The sequence below is a fragment of the Shewanella oncorhynchi genome (assembly GCF_012584455.1).
Taxonomy (GTDB): Bacteria; Pseudomonadota; Gammaproteobacteria; order Enterobacterales; family Shewanellaceae; genus Shewanella; species Shewanella oncorhynchi.
The window spans coordinates 478,298-496,664 of record NZ_JABAEB010000002.1 but is presented as its reverse complement, the minus strand read 5'-3'; the positions used below and the strand labels follow the sequence as shown (position 1 = coordinate 496,664).

Genomic DNA, 18,367 nt, shown 5'->3' with positions numbered 1-18,367 from the left:
GCAAGAATTATGTTTCATTTGTGTTAAGTTGAAATGAACTTTGAGTGATATGTCATTGATGTTATATGCAGAAGTAGAGCGGAGTTAAGCAGGAAAATTTAATAAAAAGAACAGGGTAGAATTAAAAAGCCAGCAATTGCTGGCTTTTTGTTCGATTAGATTTTGCCTTGTCGATAAAGGTTAATCAATGCGTTGCTTGAGGCATCTAAAGCATCGGAATCTTGCTCTGCGCCAATGCGTGCTAACACATCGTTACCGAGATTCTTACCGAGTTCTACACCCCATTGATCGAAGGAGTTGATATCCCAAATAGCACCTTGAACGAAGGTTCTATGTTCATACAAAGCAATTAAAGCGCCTAGGGTACTTGGAGTGAGCTTATCCATAAGTAAGGTATTGCTCGGCTTGTTACCAGGCATGACTTTATGTTGAGCGATCAGTTGCTTCTCTGTGGCGGATAATGCGCTATTAGCAAGTTCGGCTAAAGCTTCATCAAAAGTACGACCTTGCATTAAGGCCTGGGTTTGACCGAAGCAGTTTGACGCTAATTGGTCATGGTGCTCACCGATAGGATTATGGCTTTGCAGCGGCATAATGAAATCGGCAGGGATCAGTGCGGTACCTTGATGTAATAGCTGGTGGTAGGCATGTTGGCCATTTGTGCCTTCGCCCCCCCAAATGACGGGACCTGTGCTGTAGTCAACATCAGTACCATTTAAGGTGACTGACTTACCGTTACTTTCCATATCGAGCTGCTGGAAGTAAGCGGGTAGGCCTCGCAGATAATGATCGTAGGTTAATACGACATGGGACTGAGCATTAAAGAAGTTTCCGTACCATAGGGAGAGTAATCCCATGATAACCGGCATATTCTCAGTCAGTGGCGCTGTGGCGAAGTGCTCATCCATCTGATGCGCACCCGTGAGTAGAGCCCTGAAGTTATCCATACCGATCAAAAGTGCAATCGGCAAGCCAATCGCTGACCAGAGAGAGTAACGGCCACCAACCCAATCCCACATAGGGAAAATATTGTTTGCATCGATACCAAAATCTGTCGCTTTTGCCACGTTTGAAGTGACTGCGACAAAGTGTTTTGCCACATCAGACTGCAAACCGCCTTTCGCCAGGAACCAGTCTCTTGCGGTGAGGGTATTAGTTAAGGTTTCCTGTGTCCCGAAAGATTTGGATGACATGATGAACAAGGTCGTTTCAGGATCCAGTAACTTCAGCTTCTCACTAATAGAAGTCCCGTCGACGTTTGCCACAAAGTGACAATTTAATTCGGGGTTCCAATAAGGGCGCAACGCTTGAGAGACGATTTTGGGGCCTAGGAAAGAGCCGCCAATACCAATACTTACAATATCGGTTATCGCTTTACCTGTGTAACCTTTCCATTGACCTGACGTCACTGAGCTCACAAACCCTTGCATCTTATCTAGAGTTTGTTGAACTTCAGGAACTATGTCTTGACCCTCGGCAATAATCGATTGTTCTGCAGTACTACGAAGCGCTGTGTGCAGTACGGCGCGCTTCTCTGTGGTGTTAATGATTTCACCTGCAAACATCGCTTTGATTTTTGCTTCAAGTTGGCTATTGCTTGCCAACGCAAATAACAGATCCAGCGTTTCCGCTGTTGCTCTGTTTTTAGAGTAATCTAGTAATAAACCACAGGCTGATAGCGACATTTTATTGAAACGTGCCGCGTCAGTTGCAAACAATTCCCGCATATGCGGAACATTTTTACTGTGTGCTGATAAAGCTTGCCATGTTGAGCTTTGGGTCAAGAGTGTCATTTCACCGTCTCCAGAGTACTTAGTTCGCGAGCTTAGCCGTGAGCATGACTTCGAGCTTACCTTGGTCTATCGCAAAGTTTCGAATGCCTTCGGCAAGCTTATCAACCGCCATTGGATCTTGGTTAAAGTCCCAACGGAATTGTGCTTCAGTCAATGGGGGTTCTGCAGCGACAGTGGTCGTTGCTGCAACCAGTTTAGGTGTGATGTCAACTTGCGAATTAGCCAGTTCTTCTAATAGAGAAGGGCCAATGGTCAGACGATCGCAACCTGCTAGCTCAATAATTTCACCGATATTACGGAAACTTGCACCCATAACAACAGTGTCAAAACCGTGTTGTTTGTAGTAGTTATAAATTTCAGTCACTGAAATGACACCAGGGTCATTTACGGCATTGTAATCTTTACCCGTATCTTTTTTGTACCAATCAAGTATGCGGCCTACAAAAGGAGAAATGAGATAAGCACCCGCTTCGGCACACGCACGCGCTTGAGCAAAGCTAAATAGTAGGGTTAAGTTGCAGTTGATGCCTTCTTGCTCTAGTTCTTTAGCGGCACAAATGCCTTCCCAAGTCGAAGCGAGTTTGATCAGAATGCGTGATTTATCTACACCCGCTTCTTTATATAGGCGAACCAATTTATGGGCTTTAGCGATTGATTTTTCTTTATCGAATGATAAACGGGCATCAACTTCAGTTGAAATACGGCCTGGAACGAGTTTCAGTATTTCTACGCCGATATTGACCGCTAGTTTGTCGCTGGCATCATCAAGTTGCTGCACGAGATCGGTACTTTGTGATTTTGCCCAGTCGATAGCGTTATCTATAAGGGATTCATATTCAGGAATTTGAGCCGCTTTCAAGATGAGTGATGGATTAGTGGTCGCATCTTCAGGTTGGTAGCGTTTAATCGCTTCGATGTCGCCTGTGTCAGCGACGATAGTGGTATATAACTTGAGTTGCTCTAATGTATTGGCCATGAAAAACATCCTTCTCAGGTAGCAGTTTTAACTCGGAATTCACTGATGACTATTAGAAGCGATTTTGCCAACTTTTCCAACCTTGAATGTAAAAAAATTACAAAAATGACAATTTTATGTCTATTAAGGTATGGCTCGAGCTACGGGCTATCATCTTGGCTGCAGTAGAGGGCGTCGCTTGTCCTAGTGTATACCCCACAAAAACAAAAAGTCGCTGCAAGCAGCGACTTTTTTACTTCAGTAAGTACTATTACTTCAGAACAGGTTGTTTTGTTGTGGTAGTCACGATAGCTTCGATGCGACGGTTCGCAGCGTGAGCTTCTTTTGAATCACCAGCAACCAATGGCTGAGTAACACCGTAACCGTTAGAAGTTACGCGGCTTCCGCTGATACCATATTTCTCTATAAGAATCTTGGCAACGGCGTCAGCACGTTTGTCAGACAATTCCATGTTGTATTCTGGTTTACCTACATTTGAGGCATGACCTGCGATTTCAACAGTGAAAGCTGGGTTTTTGTTCAAATAGTTAGCTAATCTTTCGATGTCTTTGTAGTAAACATTTTTAACTACAGCAGAATCGTTAGCAAACTGGATTGAACCTACGTCTTCTTTGTTCTTCACGTTTTCATAGATAGTACAGCCAACAGAGTCAACTTTGTGAGTTGCTGGTGTTGCTGGACATTGATCTTTGTCATCGTAAACGCCATCGTTGTCCGAATCAACCGGTGCTGCTGCAACGACTGCTGCGGCAACTGGAGCTACAACAGCAGCAGAACCGAAGCGGTAGCTTAATTCTAAGCCCCAATAGTTGCTATCTGCATTGACTGGAACTACGGCACTGGCACCAGCATTGTCATCTAAGCCTTCATAACGGCGATATTTAGCTTGCAACTTCAAGTTGTCAGTGAAGTTGTAGCCAACACCTGCACCTAAGTAAGGTGCAAAGTCAGAATCACTGTAAGAAGTGGAATTGCCATTGAAGTTTTGGCTGTTTTCAAGGCTATAGTACATCACACCGGCTTCAGCTGATAAGCTCCAACGGTTAGCCAAAGGCCAAATACCCACTAAGCCTAATGTTGAACCTTTAACGCTGACATCATTACTGATACCTGCTTCAGTCCAATCTGCATTACCTAAATCACGGAAGCCGATTTCAGCACCGAAGTAATCGTTGAACATGTAGCCTGCGAAAACATCCCAAGCGTATGGACTGTCTTCACCGTTCTGAGTGGCAACGTGCTCATAGTTATTAACGCCTAAACCGGCACCAACATACCAAGGTGTAAGTTCCTGAGATGCGCTGGCTGCGAGTGGAAGCAGAGATGTCAGTAATACTACTTTTAATGTGTTCTTCATCATTTTATTTACGTCCATTGATTATGATTCTCCACCAATATGCTTTGCTGGTTTTGTGCAAAACATTGCTAGCACTTAGTGTGGGGATCCTTTGATATTTTAGCCAGCGGTTAATTATCACTTGGTTTGTTAACTTTTTCCAGTATTAAGATCAACCTTTTAAAGGTTGTCATTCTGTAACTGGTATTTTTAATGCAAAAAAGGCACTCCGAAGAATGCCTTTAAATTACAATCTAATGTTAATTAGATGTTTCTATTAGCGTGTCCATACCCAATTTTCGATTTCTACTGGGTCTACACCATTCGCTTTAATATAGTTGCGGTGGTCAACTAATCTTTGCAGCATATCAGTGGTAATAGAGACGTGCATAGTTTCATCAATAACACCCTGTTGGAACAGCTTGTAAGCCATATCAATTACAAGGTGATAGCGTGATGTACCGTTACGAACACCCATATCAAATGGCGTTGTTGTTGAACCTTCTTCTTCGTAGCCTTTAATTCTGAAGCGACGGCTGCCTTTGTAATCAAAAATTAACTTTTTGATTGTATTTGGGTAACCATGGTAGTTGAATACCACGCCTTTATCTTGAGTAAATATTTCGTCCATTAACCAAGGTTTTTCTTTAAATTTACGGCTACCTAAGCCATCACTGCTTAATTCAGTGACACTAACGAAGCGGATTTTCACTCTTGGAAGGAGTTCTCTGATTAATACTAGAGAAGCCATACATTCTTGAGTGACATAATCACCACAACCTGCCAGCACAATATCGGGATTCTCATCTGAGGCAAAATCCCACACCATTACGCCGTCTTTTGTTTGTTTACGCGCTTCTTCCAAGCTTAGCCATTGTGGTAACTCTTTTTTACCTGCAACCAGAATATTGAGTTTGTCACGGTCTGCGAAGGCTCGCTCTGTATAAACCAATGTGCTGTTGGCATCTGCGGGTAAGTAAGCCGAGATTATTTTTGGATGTTTCTCCAGCATAGCCCCAAGGAAAGATGGGTTTTGATGTGAATAGCCATTATGATCTTGGCGCTCAAGTAATGAAGATAATACGACATTACAGGCTGGCAGTGGCTTACGGAAATGTACGCCTTGGCTGGCGTAGACATATTTACAGTACTGATCGGCCATCGATGAGATAACTTGTGAGAATGCTTCGTAGGTGGGCAGCATGCCGTGGCGGCCTGTTACTGTGTAACCATGTAGCATGCCAAAAAGTAAGTTTTCAGAAAGCAGTTCAATGACTCGACCTTCACGGGACATATCTTCATCCCAACTCTCAATTGGCCACTGCCATGCACGATCGGTTTCTTCAAATACAGCTTGTAGTTGATTTGAATAGGTTTCGTCAGGGCTAAAGATACGTAGATTACGTTGGTCGCGGTTTAACTTGAATGCATCACGCATCCATTCGCCCATTTTTAACATTGAATAGCCACGTTGACCACGCGGTACTTCTGGGCCATAGCTGAGTTTTTCAAGATCTGGATTGGTTAATGCTCTAACAACTTCTCCGCCATAGGTTAAATGTTGACGGCCACAGGCAAGTTGTTTGGGTGGGATTAATGAACAAATGTCGGCATCAAAAATCAGTTCGCCTTTTTCATTCATTTGATAGAGTTCTTGGAAATCGTAACTGGCAAGCCAATTATCCAGTGCATCTAAATGGCCCTTATCAGTAGCACATTTATTGACGATTACTTGATGCGATTCGCAGTTACCTTCTAATTTCTTACCTTTATATTCACTGACACCAGTCCAACCTTTGGCTGTGCGCATTAAAATGACTGGCCATTTTGGTTTAACTACGTCTTCGCCACTGCGTGCTCGACGTTGAATGTCATTGATCATGGTATAAGCGGTATCCATGGCATTTGTCATCTGCACATAGATATCTTCTTCTAATTCGTTATCAACTATGATGGGGAAATAGCCAAGACCACGGAATTCAAGATCCAGTTCTTCATGGCTCATACGTCCCATGCGGGTAGGACCGGAAATCTTATAGCCGTTAATATGCACAATTGGCAATACTGCACCGCTGGTCGCTGGTGAAACTAAGCGGTTTGCATACCAAGATGCGGCTAATGGTCCCGTTTCTGCTTCGCCGTCACCAATTAAGACGGTTGCGATCAGATCTGGATTATCTAATACTGCTCCCCAGCCTACTGAGAGTGAGTAGCCTAATTCGCCACCTTCAAGAATTTGTCCAGGTGCTTCAGGGTTTGCATGTGAAGGATAACCATAAGCGGCAGAAAACTTCTTACAAATATCTTCGATGCCAGTTTCATTGTAGGGAATAGTTTCTGGGTAGAAATGACTTAAAGAGCCTTCAATGAATAAGTTTGCTTGTACAGCGGGAAAACCATGGCCTGGACCGACTAAATAGATAAAAGAGCGGTTATGTTTCACTATCAAGCGGTTAATGTTGGCATAGACAAAGTTAATACCTGGGCAGGTACCCCAATGGCCAAGTAAACGTGGCTTGATATCAGTATGGGCAAGTGGACGTTTATGTAAGACGTTTTGTTTGAGGTAAATTTGCGAGGTCGCAAGAAAGTTTGTCGCTCTGACATACTTTTTCAGAGCATTGATTTCATGTATTTGTGTCATGTTAAGCCTCACTAAAACAAACAAGAGATGATTGAAGTTTCTATGGGGTTACTATATTTGTAGTTTTATTACAAAAATGTGCCCTACATCCAAATTTTAAAAGTTGTTTTTGCTGTTAAAAATAATAGCGTAACTTCGCTCTTTTGTTAATCTAGCTTTAACAGTAGCTTAGCTAGTGTTGTAAGACGTGATATCAATGACGTTTAACTGTGCAAACGCGAGCTTGATCACATGAGCAATTTCGAATACTGTGCTATTTTGCTGCGTTGAATTCGGTAGCCGTGATGTTGTAAATTCACGGAAGGATAATTTGAAAAAATAAATCTACCGAAATTCTTACCTTTAACTTGGAAGGATTCATTCACCACAGATGTTGTACCTTTAATTGCAATTAGAGGAGCATTTGCTACGGGAAGAAGTAAAATAATATGTTAGAAACCATAGTTAATTTTTTGAATGCGCTACTTTGGGGTAAGTTGTTAGTATATGGACTAGTAGGAGCTGGTCTCTATTTCACCATTAGACTTGCCTTTATTCAGTTAACCCACTTTAAACATTCCATCAAAGTTATGACCATGAGTCGGCAAGGTTGCGATAGCGGTCTTTCTTCATTTCAAGTCTTTTGTACAAGTATGGCTGCACGCGTCGGTGCTGGTAATATGGCCGGTGTTGCTGTTGCTATTGGTGCTGCGGGTCCAGGTGCAGTATTTTGGATGTGGCTTATCGCTATTTTAGGTATGGCGACTGCTATGGTTGAATCAACCTTAGCGCAGGTTTATAAAGTCCGAGATCATAATGGCCAGTTCCGCGGTGGTCCTTCCTACTACATGGAAAAAGGATTGGGTCAGAAATGGATGGGCATTTTATTTGCTGTCTTTTTGATCATTGCTTTTGGTTTAGTATTCAATGCAGTACAAGCTAACACTATTACCGGTGCCATGGAGCGAGTATTTGGTTTTAATCCAACCTATGTAGGGATTGGGCTAGTTATTGCCAGTGGATTTGTGATTGTCGGTGGTCTACGTAAAGTCGCGCGAGTATCTGAATTTCTTGTCCCCATTATGGCCTTAGCCTACATTCTTGTAGCCTTCATTATCGTTATTTTCAACCTAGAACAATTACCTGCGATTATTAGCTTAATTGTGAAAAGTGCTTTTGGTTGGCAAGAAGCTGCCGCTGGCGGCGTGGCTTATACTGTCGCGCAGGCAATGCAAGCGGGTATTGCTCGTGGACTTTTCTCGAACGAAGCGGGTATGGGCAGTGCGGCGAATGTCGCGGCAAGTGCATCGCCTAACCCTAATCATCCAGCATCCCAAGGTTTTGTGCAGATGATGGGTGTGTTTGCGGATACTATCGTTATCTGTACTGCAACGGCTGCGATAATCCTGCTATCAGGGGATATTGGCTCGAGTGATGATGGGATTCGATTAACCATTAATGCCATGTCTGCACACGTTGGCGACTGGGGGGGCGCATTTATTGCGGTGGCTATTTTCTTATTCTGCTTTACATCCATCATAGCCAATTACTCATACGCTGAAACAAATGTGATGTACTTAATGGGAAATAGTACCAAAGCACTGCCTTTATTCCGTTTGTGTGTGCTTGGCATGGTCATGTTTGGTGCCGTCGCTAAGATAAGTTTAGTGTGGAACTTGGCTGACGTTTCGATGGGGTTGATGGCGACGGTAAACATTGTTGCTCTATTACTATTATCGGGTCTGGCAATTCGCGTTATCAATGATTATCGCGAACAGATCAACGCGGGTAAGACTCCAGAATTCGATCGTAGTAAATTTCCTGAGTTGATGGATCAGCTTGATGATGATATTTGGCAAGATACCAGTCTTGTGCCGGCTAAAAAGCTTTAATTAGCCTAGCGTATCGACAATAGGCATTACTGATTGTTGTAATCGAAAAGACCACGCTGTTAAAGCGTGGTTTTTTTATGCTCGTTCAGTATCATAGGCATATATTTTTGTTTCTGTTGGGAGTTTTTGATGTTGATATTGGTTTCGCCGGCGAAGACCTTAGATTTTGAACAGCCGCCACTGACGCAGGTGTATTCACAACCTGATTTTTTAACTTATAGTCAGGAGTTGATCCAAGTGTGTCGGCAATTGACCCCTACAGACATCGCCACTTTAATGAAAGTGAGCGATAAAATTGCGGGTTTAAATGCGGCACGTTTTGGGGAGTGGCGGCTAGATTTTAGTTTAGATAATGCAAAACAGGCCATTTTTGCTTTTAGAGGCGATGTGTATACTGGCTTTGATGCTGATACATTGTCTGAAGATGAAATTGCTCGAACTCAGTCACAACTACGTATTTTATCTGGACTTTACGGTTTGCTCAGACCGCTGGATTTAATTATGCCTTATCGTTTAGAAATGGGCACGGCACTTTCTAATCCTAAAGGTAAAAACCTATATGAGTTTTGGGGAGAGACGTTAACTCAAGCGGTAAATGAAACGCTTGCTGAAACGAGTAGTGATATTATTGTCAATCTTGCATCTAATGAATATTTCAAAGCAATAAAGCCTAAAAAACTTCAAGGGCAATTAATTTCACCCATATTTAAAGATTGTAAAAATGGTCAATATAAAGTGATCAGTTTTTTTGCTAAGCGTGCTAGAGGCATGATGGCGAGATATCTCATTACGCATCAAATTAACACTTTAGATGAATTAAAAGCATTTAATGTTGCTGGTTATTATTATAGTGAAGAGCAGAGTTCCCCAACAAATCCAACATTTTTACGTGAAGAGCAATAGCGAAATATCGATAAGATGTTAATTGATAGAGAACAGCTAATGCTGTTCTCTATATCATTGATGGCCTATTTTTCAGATTGGGTGGCTAAAGGCGTTAATGTCACCGTTGAATTTGCCATGATATAAGCAAATTGTGCGTAGGCGGCGACGTTTTGAGCCAATGCGGCAGGGTCGATTTTATCTAAGGTATCATTCGGTGTGTGATGATAATCGAAATAATCGTGGCCATCTTGCCTCAAGGATGCAACTGGAACACCTAAGGCAGGGAGCATAGATACGTCTGGCCCACCAGAAGCTTGGTTATTGCCCAGTGCAACGCCATTGAATGACATAGGGCTGAGCGCTTGCTGTACTTCTGTGAATATGTTCTCATTCACTTTAGTATCGATTTGATAAATTCTACCGGCCCCAAAATCAGACTCTGCAGCTATGTAGTGCAGCGGTAATTCAGCTTTATGAGCCTCTGCATACGCTTTACCGCCAACGAGCCCAACTTCTTCAGCGGCATATAGCACGACTCTAACAGTGCGAGCGGGTTTTATGGGGAGATCTTGAATATGCTTGGCTGCAGCCGTCACAATGGCGACACCAGCGCCATCATCAATCGCGCCAGTACCCTCATCCCAGGAATCTAAATGAGCACCAATGAGCACTATTTCATTGGGCTTACTACTGCCCGTTACTTCGGCAATGACATTGTAGGAAGTATTAAAACCTAAGTTTTTTGGCGACATATGCAATTCGAGCAGGGCATTAGGATCGCGTTTTAGCAATGCACCAACCAAATCTGCATCGGGATTTGACATGGCAGCCGCGGGGATCTTAGGCACGCCATCTTGGTAGCGCATGATGCCAGTATGGGCCATGCGGTCATGATCTGTGCCAATAGAGCGGATCACGATAGCAACTGCGCCTTTTTGTGCTGCAGCGATTGCCCCTTTCGAGCGGCCACCAACGCTTTTACCATAACCTTCACCAGTGATATGGCGCTCTGTTTTTTGGTCAATAAAAACAATCTTACCTTGCACCTCTTCAGGCTTGGCTTGTTGTAATGCCTCTAGGCTATCAAAGCGCGCGATTTTAGCTTGTATACCTCCAGCAGGAGTCGCAATACTGCCACCAAGCGCAGTAATGACCAACGGCTGTTCTACAGGGACGGTGATTTTGGCTTTGGCTTCACCGCGCTCCCAAATTGGCACTTGTACGGCTTCTTTATAAACACGGTCAAAACCAAGGCTGGTCAGTTTATTTATCGCCCAGTTAACGGCGAGGATATCTTTTGGGCTTCCAGCAAGTCTTGGACCCACTTCAACCGTGAGTGACTCGACTAAGTCATAGCTTAATTGCGAAGATAATGCTGCCTGTTGTAATTGAATGACTTCATTAGGGGCAGTTTCTACTTGAGTTTGGCACGCACTTAACCCCCCGATTAAAAGACTCGAGAGAAGTGTAGTTTGATAGGGCTTCATTAGATTTCCTTTATTTTTATTAAGCATGTCCCATTTTTAAAAACAATCTAGCAAAAAGTGTGCTTTATGTCCCGACTATATCCGTAAGGCGACGCTATATTAGCGCAGGGGTTAGTTTTAGGAGAGAAAGTGCGTAATGAATATTGAATTAATGCAGGAGCGAGCCGATCATGCCGTAGTGCTATTAAAGGCACTCGCGAACGAACGCCGTTTATTTATTCTTTGTTATTTATTGAATGAAGGAGAAATGTGCGTTGGCGAAATGAATAAAAAATTAGGCTTAAGTCAATCGGCACTATCACAACATCTTGCTTGGTTACGCAAAGATAATTTAGTAACCACACGCAAAGAAGCGCAAACGGTATTTTATTCACTCAAGAGTGATGAAGTACGGGAGATGATTCACTTATTGAACAACATTTATTGTCATTAATAGTGTTTTTCAGATATAAAAAAACCGGCAATTGCCGGTTTTTTTCATTTGCTATGTTATAGATTAAGCAGCGATTGCTTTGATCTTAGCGTTCAAACGTGCCTTTTGACGAGCGGCTTTATTCTTGTGAATAAGACCTTTAGTCGCCATACGGTCAACGATTGGTTGTGCAACAGCAAAAGCTTCTGTTGCTGTTTTGTGATCGCCTGCTTTAATTGCAGCGATTACTTTTTTAACGTATGTACGTAACATTGAGCGACGGCTGGCGTTATGCTGACGACGCTTTTCAGATTGAAGCGCGCGCTTCTTTGCAGACTTGCTATTAGCCAAGGTGCAACTCCTAAAAACTGGATTTGATACTTTTAAAGGCCGAGGAATATGCCTGCATTTAGTCACTTTGTCAATGACTATGATTGAATATTCATCATAAAGATAAATTAATCCAACCTGCCTTGGCTATCTTCGACCCAACTCGTGTAATATGTGGCGCAATTCTAGCAGCTATTACCGCAGTGTGACAGAGCCTGAATCGATTTTTTGAGATGTATCACCTAATCAATTCGATATGGGTCTGGGGGACGTTTGAGTAGAAAATTATTAAAATCTGGCCTGATTGTTAGTGCTATGACATTGATATCCCGAGTTTTAGGTCTAGTTAGGGATGTGGTTGTTGCTAATTTGATGGGCGCAGGGACAAGTGCTGATGTGTTTTTCTTTGCAAATAAAATTCCTAATTTTTTACGCCGTTTGTTTGCTGAAGGGGCTTTTGCACAGGCGTTTGTACCTGTTTTAACTGAGTACCAAGAGAAACATACCGCAGAAGAGACTCGTGATTTATTGAGTAAAGTTGCGGGCACATTAGGTTTGTTAGTGACAATAGTGACCCTTTTGGGGGTGGTTGCATCACCTGTGTTGTCAGCTTTATTCGGTGGTGGTTGGTTTATCGCTTGGCTTAACAACGAGCCAGATGGTGCTAAATTTGAACTTGCTACCGTTGTGCTTAAAATTACTTTTCCTTATCTGTGGTTTATCACATTTACGGCATTAGCGGGCTCAATTTTAAATACCCGAGGCCGTTTTGCGGTATCGGCTTTTACACCCGTTTTTCTCAATGTGGCAATTATTGCGGCGGCTATTTTCTATGCGCCTACATCGACCCAGCCTGAGGTTACCTTGGCTTGGGGCGTTTTTTGTGGTGGTTTGATTCAGTTCCTATTTCAAATTCCCTTTTTGTTGCGTGAAAATGCGCTCGTCAAGCCTTCTTGGGGCTGGCATCACCCGGGTGTGGTGAAAATCAGAACTTTGATGATCCCTGCATTGTTTGGCGTGTCTGTCTCACAGATTAACCTGCTATTTGATACATTTATCGCCAGTTTTTTGATGACGGGTTCAATAAGTTGGCTCTATTATGCCGACCGTTTACTCGAATTTCCCTTAGGATTGTTTGGGATCGCGATTGCTACTGTGATTTTACCTGCGCTGTCACGAAACCATGTGAATGACGAAGGTGCGGGCTTTGGCAAGACGATGGATTGGGGGATTAAAGCGATTCTACTGCTAGGTCTACCGGCTATGATGGGATTGATCGTGCTCGCAAAGCCCATGTTGATGGTATTATTTATGCGCGGTGCTTTTTCATTGCATGATGTTGAAATGGCTTCCTATAGTTTGATGGCTTATGGCAGTGGTTTGCTTAGCTTTATGCTGATTAAGGTGCTTGCTCCTGGCTATTACTCTCGTCAAGATACCAAAACACCTGTGCGTTATGGCATTATTGCCATGATCACAAACATGGGCTTTAACTTACTGTTTGCTATTCCTTTTGGGTATGTTGGACTGGCGATTGCGACTTCGATGTCAGCATTACTTAACGCCACATTACTATACCGAGGCTTGCATTTAGCTGGCGTTTATCGTGTTTCTAGGCCGACTATGGTGTTTTTTGCTAAAGCCGTGGTCTCTACAGCCTTGATGGTGGTAGTCTTGTATTACTTTTTGCCTTCACAACAAATTTGGTTAGATTGGCATTTGTTCGATCGTGCGAAAGCCTTGATAGGCTTAATTTTAGTTGGGGCCGTCAGTTACTTATTGTGCCTGCTTTTGCTCGGAATTCGTCCTTGGTCAATTAAACGAGGAGCTTGATTGCTGATTCTCATCGCTAGCTGTTATATAATCAGCCGATTTGCGCTTGGCAGTTGTCTAACGTTATGGAATTAATCCGCGGTATACATAACATTTTGTCATCCCACCACGGGTGTGTATTGACTATAGGTAATTTTGACGGCGTCCATCGTGGTCATGCACAAGTGATTGCGAACTTAGTGCAGAAGGCGAAGCAGTTATCGCTGCCATCGACATTAATGACGTTTGAGCCTCAGCCGCAAGAATTGTTTAGCGGCGACAACGCGCCGGCTCGTTTAAGTTTATTACGTGATAAAGTCATTTTACTCGATGAACTCGGGGTTGAGCGGTTAGTGTGTGTTAACTTTAATCGCACTTTTGCTAATCAACCTGCAGAGCATTTTATTGAAGAATTGTTGGTCCGCAAACTGGGTGTCAAATACCTCGTCGTCGGTGATGATTTTTGTTTTGGTCAAGGCCGTAAAGGCAATTTTGAAATGCTAGTGCAGGCGGGTATCCAATATGGCTTTACCGTGGTCAGCACTCAAAGTTTTATGCTGGGCTCGCAAAGAGTGAGCTCGACTGCTGTGCGTGAACAATTGGCGAAGGGCAATCTTGAACAGGCGAGACGCCTATTAGGACATCCTTTTACCTTGAGTGGCCGTGTAGCGCATGGGCAAAAAATTGGCCGCACAATTGGTTTTCCCACCGCGAATATCGCCTTAAAGCGCAATGTTGTGCCGGTACGCGGTGTGTTTGCGGTTAAATGTTATTGGGATAACAGCGATATTTATGAGGGCGTCGCCAATATTGGGTTTCGCCCGACAGTGAACGGTCAAGTGTGTCAGCTTGAGGTGCATCTTTTTGATTTTGAAGGTGACATTTACGGCAAACATGTTGAAGTCGAGTTGGTGGCTAAACTCCGAGATGAGCAACCTTTTGACTCATTGGATGCGCTAAAAAAACAGATTTTAAATGATGCAAATGAAGCCAGAGCTTTATTTGGTAATGATGCAGGCTGAAATTTATCAGTTTAATTAACGGTATAGGATCAATGAGCGACTATAAATTTACTTTGAATTTGCCGGAAACAGAGTTTCCGATGCGTGGTAATTTGGCAAATCGCGAGCCAGAGATGTTAGAGCGCTGGACAAAAGACGGTTTGTATCAACAGATCCGTGATAGCCGAATTGGCCGTACTCCCTTCATTTTGCATGACGGCCCACCGTATGCGAATGGCAGTATTCATATTGGTCACTCAGTTAATAAAATCCTCAAGGACATTATTGTTAAGTCAAAAACTATGTCTGGTTTTGACGCACCTTATGTACCAGGTTGGGATTGCCATGGTTTACCTATTGAGCTGAAAGTTGAGCAAAAAGTGGGTAAGCCAGGTCAAAAAATCTCTGCGGCAGAATTCCGTGAGGAATGCCGTAAATATGCTGCAGAGCAAGTTAACGGTCAACGTGAAGACTTTATCCGTTTAGGTGTGCTGGGTGATTGGCAAAATCCGTACTTAACGATGGATTTTTCAACGGAAGCTAATATCGTTCGTTCTTTATCGAAAGTGATTGAGAGTGGTCACTTACATAAAGGCGTTAAGCCAGTGCATTGGTGTACTGATTGCGGTTCTGCCTTAGCTGAAGCTGAAGTGGAATACGAAGACAAAACATCACCCGCTATCGATGTGGCGTTTGTGGCTGCCGATAGCAAAGCTGTTGCGGCTAAGTTTGGGGTAAGCGATTACTCACATCCTGTCTCTATGGTGATTTGGACTACCACGCCATGGACTCTGCCTGCGAACCGTGCCTTGTCTTTAAGCCCTGAGTTAGATTACAGCTTAGTTGAATTCGAAAAAGACGGTGTTACGCAAGCGCTTATTTTAGCTGAAGTATTAGTCGAGTCTTGCCTGACTCGCTATAACGTAGAAAGCCATACCGTGCTTGGCTCTGCCAAAGGCGCTGCGCTTGAGCTTGTCCGCTTTAATCACCCGTTCTTGGATTTTGATGTGCCTGCAATTTTAGGCGATCATGTCACTACTGATGCGGGTACCGGTATCGTTCATACTGCACCGGGTCATGGTCAAGACGACTTTGTTGTCGGTCAAAAGTACGGTTTAGAAGTGGCAAACCCTGTTGGCGACAACGGCGTGTATAAGCCTGACACTGAGTTTTTTGCTGGCCAACATGTCTTTAAAGCCAACGATAACGTCGTAGCTTTGCTGAGAGAAAAAGGCGCCTTGCTGAATCACGTGGCTTATCGTCACAGCTACCCACATTGCTGGCGCCACAAAACACCGATCATCTTCCGTGCGACACCGCAGTGGTTCATTTCTATGGATAACCATGGCCTGCGTACGCAAGCATTGAAAGAAATCGAGCAGACTCAATGGATCCCTGATTGGGGCCAAAGTCGTATCGAAAAAATGGTTGAAAACCGCCCTGACTGGTGTATCTCACGCCAACGTACTTGGGGTGTGCCTATCACGCTGTTTGTGAACCGAGAAACCGAAGAGTTACACCCTGATAGCGTGTCGCTGATGGAACGCGTGGCGAATCGTATCGAACAGCAGGGTATCCAAGCTTGGTGGGATCTTGATACCGCAGAATTGCTGGGTGATGAAGCGGAACAATACCGTAAAGTCACTGATACTTTGGACGTTTGGTATGACTCTGGCTCAACCTTCTCATCAGTGGTAGCCGCACGTCCTGAATTCCACGGACACGGGGTTGACTTGTATCTTGAAGGTAGCGATCAACATCGCGGTTGGTTTATGTCATCTTTGATGATTTCAACCGCAATGAATGGCAAAGCACCGTATAAGCAAGTGCTTACCCACGGTTTTACCGTCGATGGTAAAGGCCGTAAGATGTCAAAATCTATTGGTAACGTGATTGCACCACAAACGGTAACCAACAAATTAGGCGCCGACATTCTGCGTTTATGGGTTGCGGCAACAGATTACAGCGGTGAGATGACGGTTTCAGACGAAATCTTAAATCGCAGTGCCGATGCCTATCGTCGTATTCGCAACACTGCGCGTTTCTTATTAGCCAACTTAAACGGTTTCGAGCCCGCTAAGGATTTAGTGGCCGTTGAAGATATGGTGGCGTTAGATCGTTGGGTTGTTCGCCGTGCCGCTGCGCTGCAACAGGAAATCATCGAAGCCTATGATCAATATAACTTCCATATAGTGACTCAAAAACTGATGCAGTTTTGCTCGGTTGAGTTAGGCAGTTTCTATTTGGATATCATTAAAGACCGCCAATATACGGCTAAGCAAGAAGGCCATGCGCGCCGTAGTTGTCAATCGGCGCTGTATCTGATCTCTGAGGCCATGGTGCGTTGGATTGCGCCAATTTTAAGCTTCACTGCTGACGAAGTATGGCAATTACTGCCTGGCAAGCGTGATGCTTATGTCTTTACCCAAGAATGGTATCAAGGTTTGAAATCAGTCACCTTAGCGACTGATTTGAGCGATGACTATTGGCAGCAGTTACTAACCGTGCGTAATGAAGTCAACAAAGTGATTGAACAAGCGCGTCGTGACAAACGTATCGGTGGCTCATTAGAAGCTGAAGTGACCTTGTTTGCTGATGCTACCTTGACTGAGCAATTAACTCATATCGGCGATGAGTTGAGATTTGTGTTGTTGACCTCTGAAGCCAAAGTATTGCCTTTAGCCGATGCGACATTGGAAGCGGTTGAGACTGAGTTGGCATCACTGAAATTAGTGGTCGCATCAAGCACTGCTGAGAAATGTGAGCGTTGTTGGCACCACAGAGAAGAGGTTGGCACTATTGAGGCTCACCCAACACTTTGTACTCGCTGCGTAACCAATATTGAAGGTGACGGCGAAGTTCGTCAGTTTGCGTAAAGGATCTGTATGCCATTAACTTGGAAAGACAGTGGCTTACGTTGGTATTGGGTAGCTGTATTGGTGTTTTTAGCCGATCAGCTATCTAAGCAATGGGTCTTAGCCAATTTTGATTTGTATGAATCAGTGAAATTATTGCCCTTCTTTAATTTCACTTATGTACGTAACTATGGTGCAGCTTTTAGTTTTTTAAGTGAAGCCGGAGGTTGGCAGCGCTGGCTTTTTACGATTGTTGCGATTGGATTCAGTACGTTATTGACTGTGTGGTTGCGTAAGCAATCGTCTTCTTTGTGGAAACTGAATCTAGCTTACACCTTAGTGATTGGTGGTGCTTTAGGTAATTTAGTCGATCGATTGATGCATGGTTTCGTGGTTGATTTTATCGATTTTTTCTGGAATAAGAGCCATTATCCAGCATTCAATATTGCCGACGCTGCTATTTGTGTCGGTGCAGTGCTGATTATTTGGGATGCATTTGTAAGCGATAAGTCTGAAGCTGATAGCGCTGAAGGGGTTAAAAAGTGACTGTGACACGTTCATTATTATGCCACATGAACATTGTGCTTGCTGATGGCTCAACTGCCGATAGCACTAAAGCCTCGGGTAAACCGGCTCGATTAAATGTGGGTGATGGTACTTTAAGTCCTGCATTTGAGGCGCAGCTGGTGACGCTTGCTGAAGGTGATAAGCACAGTTTCACGCTTGAAGCGATTGATGCCTTTGGCGAGTCCAATCCTGATGCTATCCATTATCTAGATCGAAGCCGTTTTCCGGCTGACATGAGTTTAGAGGCTGGCGTGATTGTGAGTTTTGCTGGCCCAGGTGGTAGTGAGATCCCAGGTATTGTCCGTGATGTTGCGGGTGATTCCATCACAGTCGATCTTAATCATCCTCTGGCAGGACACAAGATCACTTTTGAACTGGACGTAGTAAAGGTATTTTAA

14 protein-coding genes are annotated in these 18,367 nt (G+C 43.7%); 8 read left to right on the top strand and 6 right to left on the bottom strand.

Features of this window, described 5'->3' with window-relative positions; genetic code table 11:
- Positions 1-155 precede the first annotated feature (155 nt).
- The 4 genes from pgi to HGO26_RS04375 form a co-directional block, all read right to left on the bottom strand.
- Positions 156-1,793, bottom strand: a complete 1,638-nt coding sequence (gene pgi, locus HGO26_RS04390) for a glucose-6-phosphate isomerase (protein WP_168823543.1) — start codon at positions 1,791-1,793, stop codon at positions 156-158.
- Positions 1,794-1,812: 19 nt separating this feature from the next.
- A complete protein-coding gene (tal, locus tag HGO26_RS04385) occupies positions 1,813-2,769 on the bottom strand; it encodes a transaldolase (protein ID WP_028760931.1) in 957 nt (318 codons plus the stop codon).
- A 250-nt stretch (positions 2,770-3,019) separates the two neighbouring features.
- The gene (locus HGO26_RS04380; RefSeq protein ID WP_168823541.1) at positions 3,020-4,144 is read right to left on the bottom strand and encodes an OmpA family protein; all 1,125 of its coding nucleotides are present in this window, start codon (positions 4,142-4,144) and stop codon (positions 3,020-3,022) included.
- 238 nt (positions 4,145-4,382) lie between these two features.
- Complete coding sequence (locus tag HGO26_RS04375; protein ID WP_105249944.1) at positions 4,383-6,749, bottom strand: phosphoketolase family protein; 2,367 nt, start codon at positions 6,747-6,749, stop codon at positions 4,383-4,385.
- Between the two features lie 428 nt (positions 6,750-7,177).
- On the opposite strand from HGO26_RS04375, the gene HGO26_RS04370 reads away from it, so the two are divergent.
- Both HGO26_RS04370 and yaaA read left to right on the top strand, forming a co-directional pair.
- Positions 7,178-8,620: an alanine/glycine:cation symporter family protein gene (locus HGO26_RS04370; protein WP_113941318.1), complete on the top strand. Its 1,443-nt coding sequence runs from the start codon at positions 7,178-7,180 to the stop codon at positions 8,618-8,620.
- A 129-nt stretch (positions 8,621-8,749) separates the two neighbouring features.
- The gene (gene yaaA / locus HGO26_RS04365) at positions 8,750-9,523 is read left to right on the top strand and encodes a peroxide stress protein YaaA (protein WP_168823539.1); all 774 of its coding nucleotides are present in this window, start codon (positions 8,750-8,752) and stop codon (positions 9,521-9,523) included.
- A gap of 65 nt (positions 9,524-9,588) precedes the next feature.
- Here the strand turns inward: yaaA and HGO26_RS04360 are convergent, their stop codons facing one another.
- Positions 9,589-10,992: a M28 family metallopeptidase gene (locus tag HGO26_RS04360; RefSeq protein WP_168823537.1), complete on the bottom strand. Its 1,404-nt coding sequence runs from the start codon at positions 10,990-10,992 to the stop codon at positions 9,589-9,591.
- Between the two features lie 136 nt (positions 10,993-11,128).
- Here HGO26_RS04360 and HGO26_RS04355 point away from each other — a divergent pair, with 136 nt between their 5' ends.
- Positions 11,129-11,425, top strand: coding sequence for an ArsR/SmtB family transcription factor (locus HGO26_RS04355; RefSeq protein WP_006084975.1), 297 nt, complete (start codon positions 11,129-11,131; stop codon positions 11,423-11,425).
- Between the two features lie 63 nt (positions 11,426-11,488).
- Here HGO26_RS04355 and rpsT read toward each other — a convergent pair whose 3' ends face one another.
- A complete protein-coding gene (gene rpsT, locus HGO26_RS04350) occupies positions 11,489-11,755 on the bottom strand; it encodes a 30S ribosomal protein S20 (RefSeq protein WP_011790375.1) in 267 nt (88 codons plus the stop codon).
- A gap of 252 nt (positions 11,756-12,007) precedes the next feature.
- Here rpsT and murJ point away from each other — a divergent pair, with 252 nt between their 5' ends.
- From murJ to fkpB, 5 genes are all read left to right on the top strand, one after another.
- Positions 12,008-13,567 (top strand): murein biosynthesis integral membrane protein MurJ, encoded by a 1,560-nt coding sequence (murJ, locus tag HGO26_RS04345; protein ID WP_113941315.1) that lies wholly within the window; start codon positions 12,008-12,010, stop codon positions 13,565-13,567.
- Positions 13,568-13,632: 65 nt separating this feature from the next.
- Positions 13,633-14,568 carry a bifunctional riboflavin kinase/FAD synthetase gene (ribF, locus tag HGO26_RS04340; RefSeq protein ID WP_105249940.1) on the top strand — a complete coding sequence of 312 codons (936 nt, stop codon included), beginning with the start codon at positions 13,633-13,635 and terminating at the stop codon, positions 14,566-14,568.
- Between the two features lie 32 nt (positions 14,569-14,600).
- Positions 14,601-17,423, top strand: coding sequence for an isoleucine--tRNA ligase (ileS, locus tag HGO26_RS04335; protein ID WP_131525272.1), 2,823 nt, complete (start codon positions 14,601-14,603; stop codon positions 17,421-17,423).
- A gap of 9 nt (positions 17,424-17,432) precedes the next feature.
- The gene (lspA, locus tag HGO26_RS04330) at positions 17,433-17,948 is read left to right on the top strand and encodes a signal peptidase II (RefSeq protein ID WP_028760922.1); all 516 of its coding nucleotides are present in this window, start codon (positions 17,433-17,435) and stop codon (positions 17,946-17,948) included.
- A complete protein-coding gene (gene fkpB, locus HGO26_RS04325) occupies positions 17,945-18,367 on the top strand; it encodes an FKBP-type peptidyl-prolyl cis-trans isomerase (protein ID WP_028760921.1) in 423 nt (140 codons plus the stop codon). The genes lspA and fkpB overlap by 4 nt, the downstream gene beginning before the upstream one ends.